Annotated in this window: 17 protein-coding genes and 1 pseudogene; 10 read left to right on the top strand and 8 right to left on the bottom strand. The window is 68.5% G+C overall.

Annotated features, from left to right (window positions below):
- Positions 1 to 83 precede the first annotated feature (83 nt).
- Positions 84 to 2,225 (top strand): formate dehydrogenase subunit alpha, encoded by a 2,142-nt coding sequence (gene fdhF / locus NO887_RS11085; protein ID WP_256418351.1) that lies wholly within the window; start codon positions 84 to 86, stop codon positions 2,223 to 2,225.
- Positions 2,226 to 2,282: 57 nt separating this feature from the next.
- On the opposite strand, the gene NO887_RS11080 is transcribed toward fdhF, so the two are convergent.
- The 4 genes from NO887_RS11080 to NO887_RS11065 form a co-directional block, all read right to left on the bottom strand.
- Entirely contained in the window at positions 2,283 to 2,963 is a 681-nt protein-coding gene (locus tag NO887_RS11080; protein WP_256418350.1) for a molybdenum cofactor guanylyltransferase, read from the bottom strand.
- 73 nt (positions 2,964 to 3,036) lie between these two features.
- A complete protein-coding gene (locus tag NO887_RS11075) occupies positions 3,037 to 3,255 on the bottom strand; it encodes a hypothetical protein (RefSeq protein WP_256418390.1) in 219 nt (72 codons plus the stop codon).
- A gap of 5 nt (positions 3,256 to 3,260) precedes the next feature.
- Positions 3,261 to 4,688 carry a cytochrome P450 gene (locus tag NO887_RS11070; protein WP_256418349.1) on the bottom strand — a complete coding sequence of 476 codons (1,428 nt, stop codon included), beginning with the start codon at positions 4,686 to 4,688 and terminating at the stop codon, positions 3,261 to 3,263.
- A 105-nt stretch (positions 4,689 to 4,793) separates the two neighbouring features.
- Positions 4,794 to 6,425, bottom strand: a complete 1,632-nt coding sequence (locus tag NO887_RS11065) for a methyl-accepting chemotaxis protein (RefSeq protein ID WP_256418348.1) — start codon at positions 6,423 to 6,425, stop codon at positions 4,794 to 4,796.
- Positions 6,426 to 6,568: 143 nt separating this feature from the next.
- Here NO887_RS11065 and NO887_RS11060 point away from each other — a divergent pair, with 143 nt between their 5' ends.
- From NO887_RS11060 to NO887_RS11040, 5 genes are all read left to right on the top strand, one after another.
- Positions 6,569 to 8,383, top strand: coding sequence for an excinuclease ABC subunit C (locus NO887_RS11060; RefSeq protein ID WP_256418347.1), 1,815 nt, complete (start codon positions 6,569 to 6,571; stop codon positions 8,381 to 8,383).
- A gap of 47 nt (positions 8,384 to 8,430) precedes the next feature.
- A complete protein-coding gene (locus tag NO887_RS11055) occupies positions 8,431 to 8,631 on the top strand; it encodes a hypothetical protein (protein WP_256418346.1) in 201 nt (66 codons plus the stop codon).
- Positions 8,631 to 8,837, top strand: a complete 207-nt coding sequence (locus tag NO887_RS11050) for a DUF8015 family protein (RefSeq protein WP_256418345.1) — start codon at positions 8,631 to 8,633, stop codon at positions 8,835 to 8,837. The genes NO887_RS11055 and NO887_RS11050 overlap by 1 nt, the downstream gene beginning before the upstream one ends.
- 88 nt (positions 8,838 to 8,925) lie before the next feature.
- Positions 8,926 to 9,516 (top strand): RNA 2',3'-cyclic phosphodiesterase, encoded by a 591-nt coding sequence (thpR, locus tag NO887_RS11045; RefSeq protein WP_256418344.1) that lies wholly within the window; start codon positions 8,926 to 8,928, stop codon positions 9,514 to 9,516.
- 146 nt (positions 9,517 to 9,662) lie between these two features.
- Positions 9,663 to 11,090 (top strand): HEAT repeat domain-containing protein, encoded by a 1,428-nt coding sequence (locus tag NO887_RS11040; RefSeq protein ID WP_256418343.1) that lies wholly within the window; start codon positions 9,663 to 9,665, stop codon positions 11,088 to 11,090.
- Here the strand turns inward: NO887_RS11040 and NO887_RS11035 are convergent.
- Both NO887_RS11035 and NO887_RS11030 read right to left on the bottom strand, forming a co-directional pair.
- The gene (locus NO887_RS11035; protein ID WP_321169356.1) at positions 11,074 to 11,904 is read right to left on the bottom strand and encodes a hypothetical protein; all 831 of its coding nucleotides are present in this window, start codon (positions 11,902 to 11,904) and stop codon (positions 11,074 to 11,076) included. The genes NO887_RS11040 and NO887_RS11035 overlap by 17 nt on opposite strands.
- A gap of 80 nt (positions 11,905 to 11,984) precedes the next feature.
- The gene (locus NO887_RS11030) at positions 11,985 to 13,355 is read right to left on the bottom strand and encodes a hemolysin family protein (RefSeq protein ID WP_256418341.1); all 1,371 of its coding nucleotides are present in this window, start codon (positions 13,353 to 13,355) and stop codon (positions 11,985 to 11,987) included.
- Between the two features lie 325 nt (positions 13,356 to 13,680).
- Here NO887_RS11030 and serA point away from each other — a divergent pair, with 325 nt between their 5' ends.
- Positions 13,681 to 15,285: a phosphoglycerate dehydrogenase gene (gene serA / locus NO887_RS11025; RefSeq protein ID WP_256418340.1), complete on the top strand. Its 1,605-nt coding sequence runs from the start codon at positions 13,681 to 13,683 to the stop codon at positions 15,283 to 15,285.
- Between the two features lie 24 nt (positions 15,286 to 15,309).
- Here serA and NO887_RS11020 read toward each other — a convergent pair.
- Both NO887_RS11020 and NO887_RS11015 read right to left on the bottom strand, forming a co-directional pair.
- Positions 15,310 to 15,622: pseudogene (locus NO887_RS11020) on the bottom strand (zinc ribbon domain-containing protein); the annotation flags it as partial.
- Entirely contained in the window at positions 15,623 to 16,087 is a 465-nt protein-coding gene (locus NO887_RS11015) for a zinc ribbon domain-containing protein (RefSeq protein ID WP_256418339.1), read from the bottom strand.
- Positions 16,088 to 16,351: 264 nt separating this feature from the next.
- Between NO887_RS11015 and cheY the strand changes: the two genes are divergently transcribed.
- The 3 genes from cheY to NO887_RS11000 are packed head-to-tail and all read left to right on the top strand — an operon-like array spanning position 16,352 to position 18,437.
- Complete coding sequence (cheY, locus tag NO887_RS11010; RefSeq protein WP_256418338.1) at positions 16,352 to 16,708, top strand: chemotaxis protein CheY; 357 nt, start codon at positions 16,352 to 16,354, stop codon at positions 16,706 to 16,708.
- Positions 16,708 to 17,910: a chemotaxis protein CheC gene (locus tag NO887_RS11005; protein ID WP_256418337.1), complete on the top strand. Its 1,203-nt coding sequence runs from the start codon at positions 16,708 to 16,710 to the stop codon at positions 17,908 to 17,910. Before cheY ends, NO887_RS11005 begins: the two co-directional genes overlap by 1 nt.
- On the top strand, positions 17,907 to 18,437 hold the full coding sequence (locus tag NO887_RS11000; RefSeq protein ID WP_256418336.1) for a chemotaxis protein CheD: 531 nt from the start codon (positions 17,907 to 17,909) through the stop codon (positions 18,435 to 18,437). Before NO887_RS11005 ends, NO887_RS11000 begins: the two co-directional genes overlap by 4 nt.

The following is an 18,437-nucleotide window of genomic DNA, read 5'->3' as shown; positions in this document are numbered from 1 at the left end:
TCGTCGCGGGACGGTGACCGCCGACACACTCATGGACCGAGACGACAGATCGTGAGCTATGACCACACACGGCGGTGAGACCGATGTCCAGTGAGCCGGACGACGCGGTGAAGACCATCTGTCCATACTGCGGCGTCGGCTGCGGAATCCGGGTGCGCGAAGGCGACGACCCCGGAGATATGCGCTTTATGCCGTGGGGCGACGCCCCTGTCAACGAGGGGAGCGTCTGCATCAAGGGCGGCGCGGCGACGCAGGTCGTCGACCACGAGGACCGTCTCACGGAGCCGCTCATCAAAGAGGACGGGGAGTTTCGGGAGGCGACGTGGGACGAGGCGCTCACCCGAGTCGTCGACGAGATGGAGCAGATTCGCGAGGTGCACGGCCCCGACGGGATGGGATTTTTCGGCTCCTCGAAGACGTTCAACGAGGAGAACTACCTCATCCAGAAGCTGGCGCGCCGGTACGGCACGAATCAGGTCGACAACTGCACGCGGATGTGTCACGCCTCCACCGTCTGGGCGCTGCGAACCAGCCTCGGGATGGGCGCGATGACGAACAGCATGGCCGACTTGGAGGAGGCGGCCGACGTGCTGTGGATACAGGGCGCGAACCCCGGCGAACAGCACCCGATCGCCAACAGCCAGTACTTCCGGCAGGCCGTCTTGGAGGGTGCGACGGTGATCCAAGTCGATCCGCACGCGAACAAGACGACGCGGTCGTTCGACATCGAGGAGACCGACCGCCACATGCACCTCCAGTTAAATCCCGGGACCGACATCCCCCTGCTGAACGTCGTCCTCAAGACGATCCTCGAACGGCACGAGGCGGAGCCGGACGCGGGGTGGATCGACGAGTCGTTCGTCGACGAGCGCGCGAAGGGGTTCGACCATCTCAAAGAGACGCTCGCTGACTTCGACAAGGAAGCGGCCGCAGAGGAGTGCGGCGTCCCGCTTGAGGACATCGAACTCGCCGCCGAGAAGTACGCGATGGCCAACAACGCCGCCATCTTCACCGGGATGGGAATGTCCCAGCACACCTGTGGGGTCGACAACGTGCAAAACGAGATCAACCTCGCGCTTGTCACGGGGAACCTCGGCCGTCCCGGGACCGGCGTCAATCCCCTGCGCGGTCAGAACAACGTGCAGGGGACCTGCGACGTGGGCGCGATGCCGAACGTTCTCCCCGGCTACCAGCTCGTCGACGACGACGAGGCTCGCGAGTCGGTCGAGGAGGTGTGGGGCTTCGAGATCCCCGCGGAACCGGGACTGACGAACGTCGAGATCTCCCACGCGATCGGCGACACCGTCCACGGGCTGTACGTCATGGGCGAGAACCCGATCATGAGCGAACCGGACGGCAACGAGACGGAGAAACGGTTCCGCGAGGATCTGGGCTTTCTGGTCGTCCAGGACATCTTCATGACCGAGACCGCGGAGCTGGCGGACGTGGTCCTTCCGGCGACGACGTGGGCCGAGCGCGGCGGCACCGTCACCAACACCGACCGCCGCGTCCAGCGCATGCGCGGCGTCCACAAGGTCCACGAGAACACGCGCCACGATCTGGATATCCTCTGTGAGGTGGGGACTCGGCTGTTCGATGGCGGCGAGTTCGACTTCGACGGCCCCGAGGACGTGTTCGAGGAACTGCGCGAGGTCTGTCCGATCATGCACGGAATGACCTACGACGCGCTCGGCGAGACGGGGATCCACTGGCCCTGCTACGAGGAGGGCGACGAGGGGGACTCGTACCTCTACGAGAGCGAGTTCGAGACCGACGACGGGCTCGGCCGCATCGAGGGCGTCGTCCATCAGGACCCGAAGGAGACGCCCGACGAGGAGTACCCGCTCGTGCTCACGACGGCGCGGCTCGAAGAGCACTACAACACGGGGACGATGAGCCGCCGATCGCCCACGCTCTCCCGGCAGCACCCGGAGAACTTCGTCGACGTCCACCCCGCGGACGCCGAGCGGTACGGCATCGAAGACGGCGACGACGTGACGCTGCGGTCGCGCCGCGGGGAAATACGGGTCCGCGCCGACGTGACCGAGGATATCAAGGAGGGCGTCGTCTGGACCACACCGCACTTCGCGGCCGCCTCCGCGAACCGCCTCACGAACGACGTGCTCGACGAGCGCGCGAAGATCCCCGAGTACAAGGCCGCCGCCGCGGAGATCGAGGTCGACATCGAGCCCGCGGGCGACGAGCCCGCCTCCGCCGACGACTGAGGACTGCCGGCGGGTGCGGGGCCGCCTGCGGATGTAAGAGCCACGGACCGAGAGCCGTCACCCGTCGCCGAGGGCCGCCTCGACGATCGCCGACGCGTCGGCGAGGTCCTCGCGGGTGTTGACGTTGGTGAACGTGCGCGGCGTCGTCCGATCGCGGATCGTCGTGTCGTCGACGGTCACCCGGTCTAGCTCGTCGAGCGCCACCACCACCTTCCGGTCGCCGCGGTCGAGCGCGCGGTCGCAGGCGGCCGCCGTCGCCTCGGCTCGGTAGACCGCCTGGGTCGTCTGGAGCCATCGGTCGTCGAGCCGCGGCACTGCGGCGTCGCGGCCCGCGGCGTCCTCGACGAGCGCCGCCGCGAACGCGGGATCGACGAACGGCATGTCGCAGGCGACGACGACGACGTACTCGTTCCGGGCCGCCCGGCAGGCGTTTCGGATCCCCGCGGTCGGGCCGAGGGCGGGGTCCCCGTCGATCGCCCAGCGGACGGGAAGCGAGAGACCGTCCAGCGCGGCCGCGATCGCCTCTCGCTGATCGGCCCGACAGTTGATCACGAGGTCGTCGACGACGGGGTCGCCGCCGGCGGCGCGACCCGCGCCCGGCGGAATCGGGTCGTCCGCGCCGACGAGCCGGTCCGCCACGCGGCGGATCAAGGGGACGCCGGCGAGTTCGGCGAGCGCCTTGTCGGCGTCGCCGAAGCGGGTCGAGCGTCCGCCGGCGATGATGGCTCCGGTGGTCACAGCCGGAGTATCGGGGGCGGCGGTCTTCGGCGTTGCGGTCGGGGCGACGGTCGGCACCCGACCGGGTCGGCGGCTACTCGGCGTCGGCCGCGTCGCTCGGATCGTCGACGGCGTGGTGAGGACCGACCGGCCCGTGCGTCGGACAGACCCCGGCGATCGGCGTCGCGTTGAGACAGCAGGCGCGCTGCCGGCTGCCGATCGCGCCGCGCACGAGGGGCTCGCCGCAGCGGCGGCAGTACGGAGCGTCGCGGGTGGAAACTCCCGGCGCGTGCTCCGCCGAGTGGTCCGTCACCCCGCTCACCGCTCGCGGACGCGCATCGGGACCGGGTGGTCGGGGTGCATCGTCAGCGACCCGCGAAGCGAGAGGTTGGGTCCCTCGTAGTCGAGCTCGTACGCGGAACAGACCTCGGCGAGGATCAGCTTGGCCTCCAGAAGCGAGAACGACTTGCCGATGCAGTGGCGCGGGCCGCCGCCGAACGGGAAGTACGCGAACCGCGGGCGCTGGCTCCGGCGTTCGGGGGCCCACCGCCCGGGGTCGAACGTCTCGGGGTCGTCGTACCACCGCGTCGACCGGTGGACGACCCACTGCGGGAGCATGAGCGCGGATCCCTCCGGGATCCGATAACCGCCCAGTTTCACGTCGAGCTTTGGCTCACGGAATAGGGTGTACACGGGCGGATACAGGCGCATCGCTTCGGAGAGCACGCGGTCAGTGTACTCCATCTCGCGGGCGTCGGCCGCGGTCGGCGGGCCGTCAGCGGGGGTCGCGTCGTCCGCTGCGCGACCCCCGTCGGTCGCGGCCTCGGCCTCCGCCTCGACCCGCTCGCGGGCCGCCGGGTGCGTCGAGAGGAGGTAAAAGGTGTAGGTCAGCGTGAGCGCGGTCGTGTCATGTCCGGCGAGCAGCATCGTGACGAGTTCGTCGCGGAGGTTCTCGTCGGTCTGCTCGCCGCGGTCGCGAGCGCGGAGCAGGACGGACAACAGGTCCATCGGCAGGTCGCCGTCGGGGTCGCCCGCGGGGCTAGGGACCGAGACGCCGTCGGGACCGGCGGGGTCTGTGGCCGGGTCGCGCTCGGTCCCAAGTCGGCGCTCGACGATGCTGTCGATCACCGATTCGAGGGTGTCGACGGCGACGTCGAACTCGCGGTTCTCGCGGGTCGGCACCCAGTTCGGGATCAGAAAGCGTCGCGGGTCGGGCTCGAACCGGGCACCGAGCGGCTCTAGCTCCTCTTGGACCGTTTTCACTTCCTCGTCGGTCACGTCGGCCCCGAACATCGCCGACACGATGATTCGCACCGTAAGCCGCGCCAACTCAAGCTGCACGTCGACGATCTCGCCGGGCTCCCAGTCGGCGAGGTGGTCGCGCGTGTGCTCGATCATCGTCCCCGACAGCGCGGCGATCCGGCTGTTGTGGAACGCGGGATTCGCGAGGTCGCGCTGTTGTCGCCAGGTGTCGCCCTCGCTCATGAGGAGCCCCTGTCCGAGCAGTCGATCCATCGCGCCGTCGCCGAACTTCGGCTTGCGGTACCGGTCCGCGTCGGCGACGAGGACGCGCTCGATGTCGGCAGGGTTCGCGAGCAGATACGTCTCGCGTGGGCCGAGGTCGAACCGGATCACGTCGCCGTAGCTGTCGGCGCAGGCGCGCATGAACGAGAAGGGGTCGGCGGCGTACTGCCGGCCGTTGCCGAAGAGGGGGTCACCGATGGGTCCGGGCGGCGTGACGGACATACCAGTTCTGGGGACTCGCTGGGGTTAAACGTTCGGCGGCGGGAAAATTACGGATCGAGGATCTCCGGAGAGAGACGGGGGGAAGTCGGACGGAGACGACGGCGGCTACTTCGCGTCGAGCCGTTCGACCCGCGTGATGAGTTCGTCGACGGCGATCTCCTGCTCGTCGGTCGCGGTCACGATGCGGTCGGTCGCCGCCCCGGTGCGGTCAGAGCGCTCGCGGACCGCTTCGAGCGACGACGTGAGTTCCTCGACGGTGGCGGCCTGGTCATCCGTCGTGCGAGCGACCTCGGCGACGCCCGCGGCGGCCTCGTCAACCGCGTCGGCGATGTCTTCGAGCGCGTCGAGAACCGTCTCGATCTCTGCGCCGGCGTCGTCGATCCGCTCGTGAGAGCGCTCGACCGCGGTGCTGGTCTCTTCAGACTGCGCTTGCAGCTGGTCGAGGCTCTCCGTGATGTCCTCGGTGTAGCCGCGGGTCTCGTCTGCGAGCTTCTTCACCTCCTCGGCGACGACCGCGAAGCCGTTTCCGTCCTCGCCGGCGCGCGCGGCCTCGATGTTGGCGTTCAGCGCGAGCAGGTTCGTCTGTTCGGCCACGTCCGAGATCACCTCGATGACCTCCTCGATGTCGTCCATCCGTTCGGAGAGCGCGCCGACGCTGTCGACCAGTTCGTCGCCGATCTCGACGACGTCTTCCGTCGCCTCGCGAGCGTCCTCGCTGGCGTCGAGCCCCTCGTCGGCCGCCTCGCTGGCGGCGACGGCCGCGGAGTCGACTTGGTCTGCGGTGGCGGCGACTTCTTCCATACCCGCCGAGAACGACTGCATCTCCGAGACGCTCTCTTCGAGCAGCTCGTTCTGCTCGTCGACGTTCTCGGCGATCTCGCCGGCCGCCGCGCTGGCCTCTTCGACGGTCGCGTCGATCTCGCGGGCCTGCTCGTGAACGTCGTTCGAGAGGTTTTCGAGGTTTGCCGCCATCCCGTTGACCACGTCGACGACGCGGAGCAGTTCGTCGTCGAGCCGAGCGAACTCATCTTTTCGTTGCGCGCGGGCGTCGAGGTTCCCGTCGCCGATCGTCTCCGCAGTCCGACGGATCTCGGTGACGAGTCGGCTCGTCGCGTCGCGGTCTTCCACGTCGTCTGTCCGGTCGATGACGACTTCGGTGACGCCGACGACCTCGTCGTCGTCGCCGTAGAGCACGGTGGCCGTGAACTCGATGTGCTTTTCGTCTCCGTGGCGGTCGACCATCGTGCTGGTGTCGCGGTAGCGGTTGCGAGACGAGTCACAGTGCTCGACGCCGTACGCCTCGTCGGCGGTCTCCGGCGCGTCGAGTACCTTGTCGGCGAGTGTGTCCGCTCGGCGGCCGTCCGGGTAGAACAGCTCGGAGACGTGGCTGTGTCCAATCGCGTCCTCGCGATCGGTCCCGGTGAGGGAGGCGATCGATTCGTTCCACTCGGCAACGTTGCCCTGACAGTCGAGGACGAACATCGGGACACTCGCCGCGTCGAACACCTGCTCAAAGCCGGCCCCAGCGAGCGTGTCGGCGCGGTTGACGCCCGCCTCATCGCGTACCGCGTGAGAGCCGGTATCGCTCGTACCGGGCTCGGTCGGTTGGTCGGCGTCGTCCGCGCCAGGCTCGGTCGGTTGGTCGGCGTCGTCGACGACGATACCGCCGTCCGGGACGGACCGCGAATCCCGATTTCGCCCGAGTGCCCGCCGGAGCAGTCCTCGAAGTCCCGTCATATCTGTGTGAGGGTCGCCAGACAACCTATATAAACCGTTGTATCCGGTTTTCCCTACTGATAATCGCGTCGGACGGTGGATGGGGTGCTCACGATCCTGCCCCACAGCGTTCAAACGCGTTCGACGGCTATCCATTACCGAGAATGGACGCTGACGCCGTCCGCGAACGGGCCGGGACGCTCCCGACCGAACCCGGAGTGTACCAGTTCCGTCGTGGGGAGACCACGCTGTACGTCGGCAAAGCGGTCGACCTCCGGGACCGGGTCCGGTCGTACGCCGACCCGCGCTCGGGGCGGATCCGGGAGATGGTCGATCGCGCCGACCGGATCGACTTTGCCGTCACCGACACCGAGACGCAGGCGCTGCTGCTGGAGGCGAACCTCGTCAAGCGGCTTCGGCCGCGATACAACGTCCGGCTAAAAGACGACAAGTCGTATCCGCTCGTCGCCTTCTCGGACCACGAGGTCCCCCGGATCGAGGTGACCCGGGACCCGGAGGAGGGCGCGGTCGCCTACGGACCGTTCACCGACAAGGGCCGCGTCGAGACGGTCTTGAAGGCGATCCGGGACGTGTACGGGCTCCGCGGCTGTTCGGACCACAAGTACGCGGACCGCGACCGGCCCTGCCTCGACTACGAGATGGGCATCTGCTCTGCGCCCTGTACCGGCGAGATCGACGCCGAGAGCTACGCCGAGGACGTGGCCGCCGCTCGGCGATTCTTCGAGGGCGAGACGGGCGCGCTCGCCGATCCGCTCCGGCGGCGGATGGACGCCGCCGCGGAGGCGGCGGAGTTCGAGCGCGCCGCGAACCTGCGCGACCGGCTGGAGGCCGTCGAGGCGTTCCACGGCGCGGGCGGTGAGGCCGTGAGCGACCGCGGCGACGACCGCACCGTCGACGTGCTCGCGGCCGCCGTCGAGGGCGATACCGCCCGCGTGGCCCGACTCCACAGCGAGCGAGGACAGCTCGTCGACCGGAGCCGCCACCGGCTCGACGCGGCCGCTGTGGCGGCGGGAGACGGCGACGTTGCGAGCGACACCTCACGCGGCGACGCCGAGAGCGACGCCGCGAGCCGCACCGAACGCGACGCCAACACTCCCGCCGCGGTGCTGTCGGCGTTCCTGACGCAGTACTACGCCGAGCGCGAGTTCCCGGACGCGATCTATCTGGCCGAGCGGCCGACGGACCCAGACGTGCTCGACTGGCTGGAAGCGGAGGGCGTCTCGGTTCGGGTGCCGGGCGCGGGCCGGGAGGCGAAGCTCGTCGAGCTCGCGCTCAAGAACGCCCGCAAGCGCGGCGGCCGAGACGATCCCGTGGGCGCGCTGGGCGACCGGCTTGGAACCGACAGGCCGGACCGGATCGAGGGGTTCGACGTGAGCCACGCGCAGGGGACTGCCGTGGTCGGCTCCGACGTGTGCTTCGTCGACGGGAGCGCCGAGACGGCCGACTACCGCCGCAAGAAGCTCACCGAGCGCAACGACGACTACGCCAACATGCGTGAGTTGGTGCGGTGGCGCGCCGAGCGCGCGCTCGACGGCGCGGACGACCGGCCCGACCCGGACCTCCTGCTCATCGACGGCGGGGAGGGGCAACTGGGGGCCGCGCGCGACGCGCTCGCGGAGACGGGGTGGGACGTTCCCCTCGTCGCGCTCGCGAAGGCCGAAGAGTTGGTGGTGACCCCGATGGGGACCGAGCGGTGGCCCGACGACGCGTCAGAACTCCACCTGCTCCAGCGCGTGCGCGACGAGGCGCATCGCTTCGCGGTCCAGTACCATCAGACTGTCCGCGACGAGGTGAAGACGGTACTCGACGACGTGCCCGGCGTCGGCCCGCAGACCCGCCGGCGGCTGCTCAGGCGGTTCGGATCCGTCGAGAGCGTTCGCGGGGCCTCCCGCGACGATCTCACCGATGTCGACGGCGTCGGCGACGCGACGGCCGAGACGCTCCGCAGACAGCTGTAATTAGATGTAATTAAGATTTATATCGGAGGCGGACCACCGTCTCGGCAATGAGCGACTACACCACGATTTCGCTGCGCAAGGAGTTCGTCGCGGACGTGGAGGAGTACATCGAAGACGAGCCGTTCGGCTCCGTCAAGGAGTTCATGAAACACGTCGTCGTCCGCGAGATGGAGTCGGAAGATGCAATCTCCGAGACGGAGGCCCGTCAGATCGCACGGAAGCTCCAGGACTTGGGGTACATGGACTGATGGGGGGCTCGACCGTTCTCGACGCGCCGAACGCCCCGGGACGCGCAGACGTGCAACTCGCGCTCGTTCCCCTGCTTTTCGCCGGCGCGTACGCGCTGGCCGCGCTGCTGTTCGACGCGTGGACCGCCGCCGTCGCCAGCGCCTCTCTCGCCGCGAGCCTGCCGATCGCGGACGGGCTCTTCGTACACCCGCCACACGACGGCTGACGGACTGCGAGACGACGCAGATCGAGGTCATCCGGCGACGCTGACGCCGACGACGTATTCCGATTGCAGCCTCAACCACCGACCGCTCATGCGCGCGTTCTTCGCCGTCGACCTCCCCAACGCGTTGGCCGACCCGCTCGCAGCGATACAGGCCGATCTCGACGACGCAGCCGGGTTGCGGTTCACCGACACGACACAGGCGCACGTGACGCTGAAATTCCTCGGCGAGATCGGCGAATCCGGGTCCGAGAGCGACGGAACTCGTCCCGCCCTCGACGACGTGATCGCGGCCGGCGAGCGCGCGGTCGCCGACGCCGACCGCGACCCCTTCAAGTGCGAACTCACGGGGTTCGGCGTCTTCCCCGACCTGGAGTACATCTCCGTCGTCTGGGCCGGAATCTCCGACGGGACCGCCGCCCTCACCGCGCTCCACGAGGCGCTCGAACGGGAGACGACCGCGCTCGGCGTCGACCCTGCAGAGCACGCGTTCACCCCGCACGTCACCCTCGCGCGGATGGACGACGCCCGGGGGAAGGATCTGGTCCAGCGGATCGTCCGCGAGCGCGACCCCGAGTTCGGACGGTTCGGCGTCGACGAGGTCGAACTCGTTCGGTCGACGCTGACGCCCGACGGCCCGGAGTACGAGACGGTCGAGACGTTCCCGCTCGGATCGGTCTGACTCTCACATCTGATAGCCGCGGGGGTACATTTAATCGAGAGACGCGGAGAGAGTCTGACAGATGAACGACGTATCGCGCGCCGGGTGGCTGGCACCTCTCGTCGGCAAGGCGACGAGTCGTCGCGACGGCGAGCAGGAGACGTGAGATGAGCGGATCGGACGGGGACGGAACAGACGCGCGGTCGAAGGCGGACGGACGGCCGGAGGCGTTCGCGCTGCTCGACGAGCGCAACGACGCGGCGACGCGGAAGGAGGCCGCGGCGGCGCTCGGCAACCCGTCGAGTTCCATGACGACGAGCGAACGAGCGATCGCCGACCGCCTGCTCCGCGTGGCCCTCGACGACGACGACGCGGCGGTGCGCGCGGCGGCCATCGACTCGCTGTACTTCCACGGCGACCGCTATCTCGACGAACTGGTCCAGCGGGCCACGACCGAGGTCCGAAAGCGGGAGACCGCGGACGAGCGCGGGCCCGAAGAGCTGTTCGCGCGGTGGCTCACCAGCGAGTTCGGCGAGTATCGGATGGTCGGTGCGACCGGACTCGCGTCGGTCGGGACCGAGCGGTCGATCGAGATCGTCCGCGGCGCGTTCGACGACGGCGACCCCCGGGTCCGGGCGCGGTCGGTTCGCGCGTACGCCGAACTCGGCGGCGAGGCCGTCGAGCCGATCAGGGGACTGTTGGGGACGACGAACGCGCTCGTTCGGCGCGCGGCGGTCGACGCGCTGGTCGCGATCGAGACCGAAGACGCCGTGGACCTCCTCGCGACGGCCGCCGACGCCGGCGACGAGCGCCTGCGACGACTCGCCGTCGAGCGACTCCACGGTATCGATCGGCGTGATGCGGCAGCGACGTTGTTCGATTCGCTCGACGACCCCTCGCCCGCGGTGCGATACGCCGCGGCGGTGTCGCTCGTCCGGCTCGTCGCCGAGGGCGAGGCCGTCCGCGGACGGGAGCTTCGCGAGCGACTCGTTCCCGCGGCAAACGATCGAGGTGGACTCGACGGAGAGACCGGAAGGGAGGCCGACGACGACCGAACGATCAGACGGCACCTCGGAGAGATTGTGACGGGCGATCGGTCGGATCGCGTGACCGCGAAAACGGAGCGGTGCGCCGCGTGGCTCCTCGGCGAACTCGCCGTGGCCGCGCGCACCGACGGGGACGACGGGACCGATTCCGAGCGCGGGCTCGCGGTCTCGCGGCTCCTCGACGCGCTCGACCATCCCGACGGACAGACCGCAGACATCGCGGCCGCATACCTGCCGCTTGTCGCGACGCCGAGCGTCGAGCGCGCGCTTCGGGAGCTTTCGGAAGACTCGGTGACGCGGCCGGACACGAAGCGGCGCGCGCGGCGGGTGGTGCGGCGGATCAAGCGGCGGACGGCCGAGTCCGCGGTCGATCGGGCTATCGAGTACGTCTACGTGCGGTGGCCGGCCGACTACACCGAACGGCACGAGGGTCGAACGGGTGAGACGGAAGCGGAATCAACCGGGATCGAGGATGGGTCGGACGGGTCGAACGGGAACGAAACGGCGACAGACGAGAGCGACGCCACTGGCCTCACACGCGGCGAATGAAGCGGCCGTCGGCGGGCGTGAGTGCCAAGTCGATGTCGTCGTCGAGGAAGTTCATCGCGGTCGAGACGTTCGGGTCGGCGTCGCCGTCGACATAGAGTTGGAGCGCGCCGCCGGAGTCGTCGATCCGCGCCGAGAGCATCCGAACGAACGCGCAGGCGGTCCGAACGTCGAAGCTCGACACGATTTCGTGGAACACGCTCACTTCGAGCGAGAGCACGTCGCCCGCGGCGTGGTTCACGTCGATGATCCGCGAGACGGTCTCGCCCAGTTCGTCGGGGCCGAGTCGGGGATCGATCTCGACGATCTCTATCGAACCGTCGTCGACGCCGATCTCGGCTTCCGCGTCGAACGGGTACTCCTCCGTGCTGACGACGACCGTCCGGCGCGGCCACGCGTCGAGCCGGTCGTCGACCAGTCGGACGAACCGCTCGGGGTCGAGGGTGACCGCGATCACCAAGTCGGCGTGGCCGTGGAAGTGGGCGCGGAGCGCGTCGGCGTCGTCGCTGTCGACGGGCGCGTCGATCCGAACCGCGCCGGTCCAGCCGAAGCGGTCGGCCACGTGCGCGTCGTCGACGATCCGATCGGCGACGTGCTCGTGGAGGTGCGTTTTGAACTCGCTGACCGCGCCGTCGGCGTCGTAGACCGTCTTTTCGGTGTTGCAGTACGGGCAGTCCCAGTTCGTTCGGAAGTCCGAGCGGGTGACGGCTTCGGGGACGTGCGCCAACAGGTGCGAGCCGGTGACCTCGCGCATCTCGTCGCGGTCGGCGGCCCACGCGAGAAACCCGCAGTGGTCGCACTCCCAGCGCGCCATCACCGGCGACCACCGACCCTTCGAGCCATCATGAGAGAACTACGTATGTCGAGGGAATCGGACCGAGAGATATGTATGTTGTGTTAGGACAAATCGCCAGCGGCGTCGCCGTTCCGGTCGGTGTCTCGATCCTCGCCGCGCCGCTCGTCGTCGCGGTCGTCGCGTCGATCGTCGTCCTGTGCTTCCCCGGTGGACTCGGTCGCCTCGACGGCCCCCGAGTGTTCGACCCGGACCCGCGTGACGCGGGTCGCGGTCGCGCCCGTGACGACGAGCGTCGCGTCGCCGACCTCGACACGGTCGCCCTCGGCGGGGACGCGACCGAGCCGTTGGGTGATCAGGCCGGCGACCGTCTCGACGCCCTCGCTCGGCAGCGAGAGCCCGAGCGACTCGTTGAGGTGTGCGACGGTGGTCCAGCCGCGGACGACCGCCGCGTCCGGGCCGACCACGTCGACGTGGTCGTGCTCCCATCGACCCACGAGTTCGCCGACGACCTCCTCTATCACGTCTTCGAGCGTGACGAGCCCGACGACCGCGCCGAACTCGTCGACGACGACCGCCAGCCGGAATCCCTCGGCGCGCATCCGCTCGAACAGTTCGTCGAGCGGCTGGGTCTCCGGAACGACCGTCGGCTCCCGCAGCGCGCTCGCCAGGTCGTCGCCCGCCTCGTTGGCGCGGATCGCATCGCGCACGTCGACGACGCCAACCACGTCGTCGCGGTTCTCCCCGTAGACCGGGAGTCGGGTGACGCCCTCGCGCGCGGCCGTCGAGAGCACGTCCGCCGGCGTCGCCGTTGCCGGGAGCGAGACCATGTTCGTGCGCGGGACCATCACTGACGCCACGCGCGTCGCCTCCAAGTCGAGGACGCCCCGGATCATCGCGCTCTCGTCGGCGTCGAGCGCGCCCGCGGCCTCCCCGGACAACACGAGCGTCGCGATCTCCTCGCGGGTGAGGTACGACTCGATCGCCGACTCGCCGCCCGTGAACCGGTTGACGACGCCCGAGAGCGCCTCGAACAGATACAAGATCGGGCGGAGGACGCGTTGGATCGCGACGACGGTCCGCGAGACGCGCAGGGCGTGTCGCTCCGCGTGCGCGACCGCGTACGACTTGGGCGCAATCTCGCCGAACACGATGATGAACACCGAGGTGATCGCGGTCGAGCCGGTCGCCGCGGTGCCCGCAGAGAAGCCGAATCGGACGAACACCGCGGTCGCGACCGACGCGGCCGCGATGTTGGCGATGTTGTTGCTCACGAGGGCGGTGACGAGAAATCGGTGCGAGTCCTCGCGCAGCGTCGCGAGCGCCCGTGACCCCGGTACGTCGGCGGCGACGAGCGAGTCGACGCGGTGGCTCGCCACGGAGAAGACGGCGAGTTCGGAGCTGGAGAAGAAGGCGCTGATGGCCGTCAACACGACGATGGCGGCGACGCCGGCGAAGGCGATAGTGAGGTCCATACCGAGCCATGTGGTCGCGTATAAAAGGCAGTACCGCCGTCGCGTGCGACGCAAATCGACGCCGATCGATCGCGACCGGCGGTGGAGGACGCTATCCGCGCCATTGGTGCTCGGGTTCCGCGTCGATGATGCTCGGGTTCCGCTCCATTGGTGCTCGGGTTCCGAACCGATGGCGCGCGGGTCCCGGGCCGTCGGGTCGTATACGCACAAATGACCAGTTTCCACCGGAAATAGGGGGGTTGTATATGCAAATTTGTGGATCGACCCGGCGGCAAAACGGCGCGATTCGGAAAGGGTTAACCTCGCGCCGCCGGTGAACACGCGTATGAAGGTACTCGTGACCGACCCCATCGCGGACGCGGGGTTGGACCGACTCCGAGACGCCGGCCACGAAGTCGAAACGGACTACGAAGTCGAGGGCGACGCGCTCTTGGACGCCGTCAGCGACGCCAACGCGCTCATCGTGCGCTCCGGAACCGACGTGAACGAGGCCGTCTTCGAGGCCGCCTCCGAGCTCGTTATCGTCGGCCGCGCGGGGATCGGCGTCGACAACATCGACATCGAAGCCGCGACCGAGCACGGCGTCATCGTCGCCAACGCGCCGGACGGGAACGTCCGCGCCGCGGCCGAACACACTGTTGCGATGGCGTTCGCCGTCGCGCGCTCCATCCCGCAGGCGCACGGTCGGCTCGTCGACGGCGAGTGGGCGAAAGGCGAGTTCCTCGGCACCGAAGTGAACAACAAGACGCTCACCATCGTCGGACTCGGCCGCGTCGGCCAAGAAGTCGCGAAGCGGCTCGACTCGCTCGGGATGGATCTGGTCGTCTACGACCCGTACATCTCCGAGGAGCGCGCAGATCGGCTCGGGGCGGAGCTGATAGACGACCTTCACGACGCGCTCGCGGCCGGCGACTTCGCGACGATCCACACGCCCCTCCTCCCCGAAACCGAGGGGATGATCGGCGAGGACGAGCTGGCCCAACTGGAGGGCGGCTACCTGATCAACTGCGCGCGCGGTGGGATCGTCGACGAGCCCGCGCTGGCGGAAGCTGTCGACGACGGCGTGCTCGCGGGAGCAGCACTCGACTCGTTCGCCGAGGAGCCGCTCTCGACCGACTCGCCGCTGCTCGACGTCGAGGAGATCGTGGTGACCCCACACCTCGGAGCCTCCACCGAGGCCGCACAGGAGAACGTCGCCGTCGACACCGCAGAGGCCGTCCTCGCGGCGTTCAACGACGAGCCGGTGTTGACCGCGCTCAACGCGCCTTCCGTCGACGAAACCGCCTTCCCGCGGATCGAGCCGTACATCGACGTGGCGGAGACCGCGGGCAAGGTCGCCGCGCAGCTGCTCGACGGGCGCATCACCGAGGTCGAAGCAACCTACGAGGGCGACATCGCCGCCGAAGATGTCGAACTCGTCACCGCGAGCGCCCTGAAGGGCGTTTTCGAGCCGCTGGAGTGGCAGGTCAACGCGGTCAACGCCCCGCGGCTCGCCGAGGAGCGCGGCATCGAAGTGACCGAGTCGAAGACCCGCCAGACGGAGGACTTCCAGAGTCTCATCCGTGTCACCGTCCACAACGGCGAGGATTCGATCGCCGTCGAGGGGACGCTGTTCGCCGGCGAAGACGCCCGAATCGTCCGAATCGACGGCTTCCGCGTCGACGCGGTCCCGTACGGTCACATGCTCGTCGCGCGCAACGACGACGAGCCGGGAGTCATCGGCCTGATCGGGAGCGTCCTCGGCAACCACGACGTCAACATCGCCGGGATGTTCAACGCCCGCGAGACGCAGGGTGGCGAGGCGCTCACCGTCTACAACCTCGACCAGAACGTGCCCGACGCCGCGATCGAGGAACTGCTCGGTGACGACCGGATCGTCGAGATCACCGAGATCACGCTCGACGGCGCGGACGAGCGGCAGGCGGAGTGAACTACCCCAACCTCTGGTGATGGGGCTTCCTGTTTCGATGACGCGCTTTGCAGACACCATGGGTGCCCGTAGGGAGCGTAGTCTCCGCAGGCGTGACTTCGGGCCATCCCAGCCCTAGTTCAGAAAAGCCTCTCTGCAAGACGTTTATCGCCGTCGCAAAATCGTGTGCGATTTTGCTGCCCGTCAGACGTAGTCTGACGACCGCATTCGCGTCACGATCACACGCAAATCCACACGAGGGACACGAATGCTCCCTGACCCAGATGGGCTTCGCTGTCTCCACGCCACACGCCGCGCACTCTTTCGTCGTACCTCGCGCTTCAGCGCGGGGAGGATGTCAAAACAGAAACAGCAGCACCGCGCCGATCGCGACGAAGATCGCGTAGAGCCCGGCCATCGCCTCGCGTTTCAGCGGGCTGCCGAGCGGTTCGGCGGTGAGGCGACGGATCGGTGGGAGAATCGCGACGCCAGCGAGGATCAGCGGGAACACGCGGATCACACCGTTCTGTGATATCTGCGTGAGCGCGGCGACGATTGTCCCGTAGCCGAGCACGTAACACCCGCGTCGCCAGAGCTGCTCGCGGTCGGAGAGAGCGTCGGCGGGAGAGAACCCGTCGCTGGACCTACCGTCATCACCCACACCGCCGCCGGAACCGCCCGCGTCGGCCGCCACCTGCTGTGCCTGTCGTTGCACGTACTCGTCGAGTTCCTCGGCGGCCGCCTCCGTCTGGGGAGCGCCACACTCCGCACAGTAGCGAGCCTCGTCGTCGATCGACGCCTCACACCGGGGACAGGACTTCATCCTCATCTAACTCCCAGCGTGATCGGGCTTAATTCTTCGGAACGCGTCGTTCGTTCGATCCCGCTCACGTCTTTCGATTCGGACGATTCGGTCGCGTTCGGTTTCGCTGCGGCTATCCATCTTGATACTCGGCGGCGGGACAGAGTGCCGACAGAGGAGGAGCACGTGCGATGCGTCGATCGACTGATCCACTGGCGATGGTTCTCAGCGCTGAGAACCGCGGGCGAGCGGTTAAGTGACGGCTCCTCCGTTCTCCGGATAACTATGGCAACGCGCGTGCTCATCGCGGACGATTCGGAGTTCATGCGGAACCTCCTGCGAGAGATCCTCGAAGGGGAGTTCGAGGTCGTCGGCGAGGCGGAAAACGGTGTGGAGGCGGTCAACATGTACGAAGAGCACGGACCGGATCTCGTGATGATGGACATCGTGATGCCGATCCGCGATGGGATCGAGGCGACGACGGAGATTTTGGAGGACAACCCCGAGGCGACGGTGATCATGTGTACGAGCGTCGGTCAAGAGGAGAAGATGAAGGCCGCTATCAAGGCTGGCGCGGAGGGGTACATCACGAAGCCGTTCCAGAAGCCGAACGTGCTCGACGCCATCGGATCGGCGGTATAATGCGCGTCGACGTCCGGGCGCTCGGTGCCTGCAACCGCCTCTCGGAACAGGGGGCGAAACAGGCGGCCGGTGCGCTCTCCGAACTGACGGGGACGGACCTTGCGGTCGAGGTCACGGGGGCGAGCGTCGCCAGCGGCGAGGACCTCGCCGAGGCGTTCGCGGGCCGGGAGTCGATCGGCGTGAGCGTCGGGCTCCGCGGCGGACTGGAGGGCGAGGCGGTGCTCGCGTTCGACGCCGCCAACGTCGACGCCCTGCTGTCGCTTCTCCCCGGTGGTCAGTCGATGGGCCACAGCGCGGTAAGCGAGGTCGGGAACATCGCGCTCGGCGGCTTCCTCGACGGTTGGGCAAACTACCTCGGCACGGCGATCGACATGACGCCACCGCGGTACTTCGAGGCGGACGGTGCCACGGTGCTTCCGGACGGGGCACTCGCGGGCGACGGCGTGTTCCTCTTCGAGAGCCGGCTCGACGCGACGACCACGGACCTGGACTTCTCGATCTACATGCTGCCCGATTCCGGCCAGTTCCGCGACCTCATCGTCGGGAAGCCCGCGGCGGCCGCAGCGCCGGGAGCCGAAGCGGCCGGAGGAGTCGACGGCGACGGCGGCGGGCCCGCGGTCCCGTACGAGTCGCTGTCGACGTTCGCGTCGCTGGCGAAGCGGGGATCGGCGAACGCCGCAGACAACATCGCGATGATGACCGGCCTTGAGACGACCGTCGACGTGAGTCGCCTCCGCTTCGTTCCCCTCGCCGACGTGCCCGCTGAGGTCGGCGTCGAGCCGCACGCAGGAACGGTGTTCGAGCTACAGGGCAAGCCGAGCGGCTACCTCGCGATCCTCTTCGAAGAGTCCTCCGCGGCGACCGTCGCGGAGGCGATGCTCCCGATGGAGCCGGCCGAGCCGCTGGGCGACATGGCCGAGAACGCCCTCTGTGAGCTCGGTAACGTGATGACAAGCGGATTCATCGACGGCTGGGCGAACGTGCTGGGCACGACGATCGCGCACTCGCCGCCCGAGTTCGTTCACGACATCGGCTCCGCGACGATCAGCCCGCTCGTCGCGAAGCTGAGTCAGCGGCAGGACTACGGGTTCGTGATAGACGCTGCGATTCAGACGGAGGGCGTCGAAGCGCGGTGTGACGTGTACGCACTCCCGGACGAGCGCGAACTGGCTAACGCACTCGCACAGCTCTCGGACTCGTGAGCCACCCGTCGTCGACCCGCGGCCGGCAGGTGTCCGACGACGACGAGGTCGCCGTCGATCCGAGTCGGATCAGGGTCGGCGTCGGCGAGTTGGCGGTGGCGACGAACGGCGAAACGCTCACGACGAGCGGGCTCGGGTCCTGTGTCGCCGTCGGCCTCGTCGATCGGGACGCCGGCGTCCGCGGGCTGTTACACGCGATGTTACCGAACGAGGGTGACGCGCGCTCGGCGACTGCCCGGCCGGCGAAGTACGTCGACACCGGCATCGAGGCGCTGATCGAGGCGCTTCGCGAGTCGGGGGCGTCTTCCGGTCGGCTCGAAGCGCGCGTCGCCGGGGGCGCGGAAATGCTGGATCTCACCGACGCAGTGGGACCGCGAAACGTCGAGCGCGCGGAGGAGTCGCTCTCTGCGGCCGGCGTGCCGATCGTCGCGAGCGACGTGGGCGACGGCGTCGGACGAACGGTCCGGCTGCGGGCAGACGGCGGGCTCGTGGTACGGGCGGCCGACGGGTTTGAACGGACGCTTTGA

It is taken from the genome of Halorubrum laminariae (assembly GCF_024494655.1).
GTDB lineage: Archaea > Halobacteriota > Halobacteria > Halobacteriales > Haloferacaceae > Halorubrum > Halorubrum laminariae.
The sequence above is the reverse complement of the archived record's forward strand: the minus strand, read 5'-3'. Positions and strand labels throughout refer to the sequence as shown.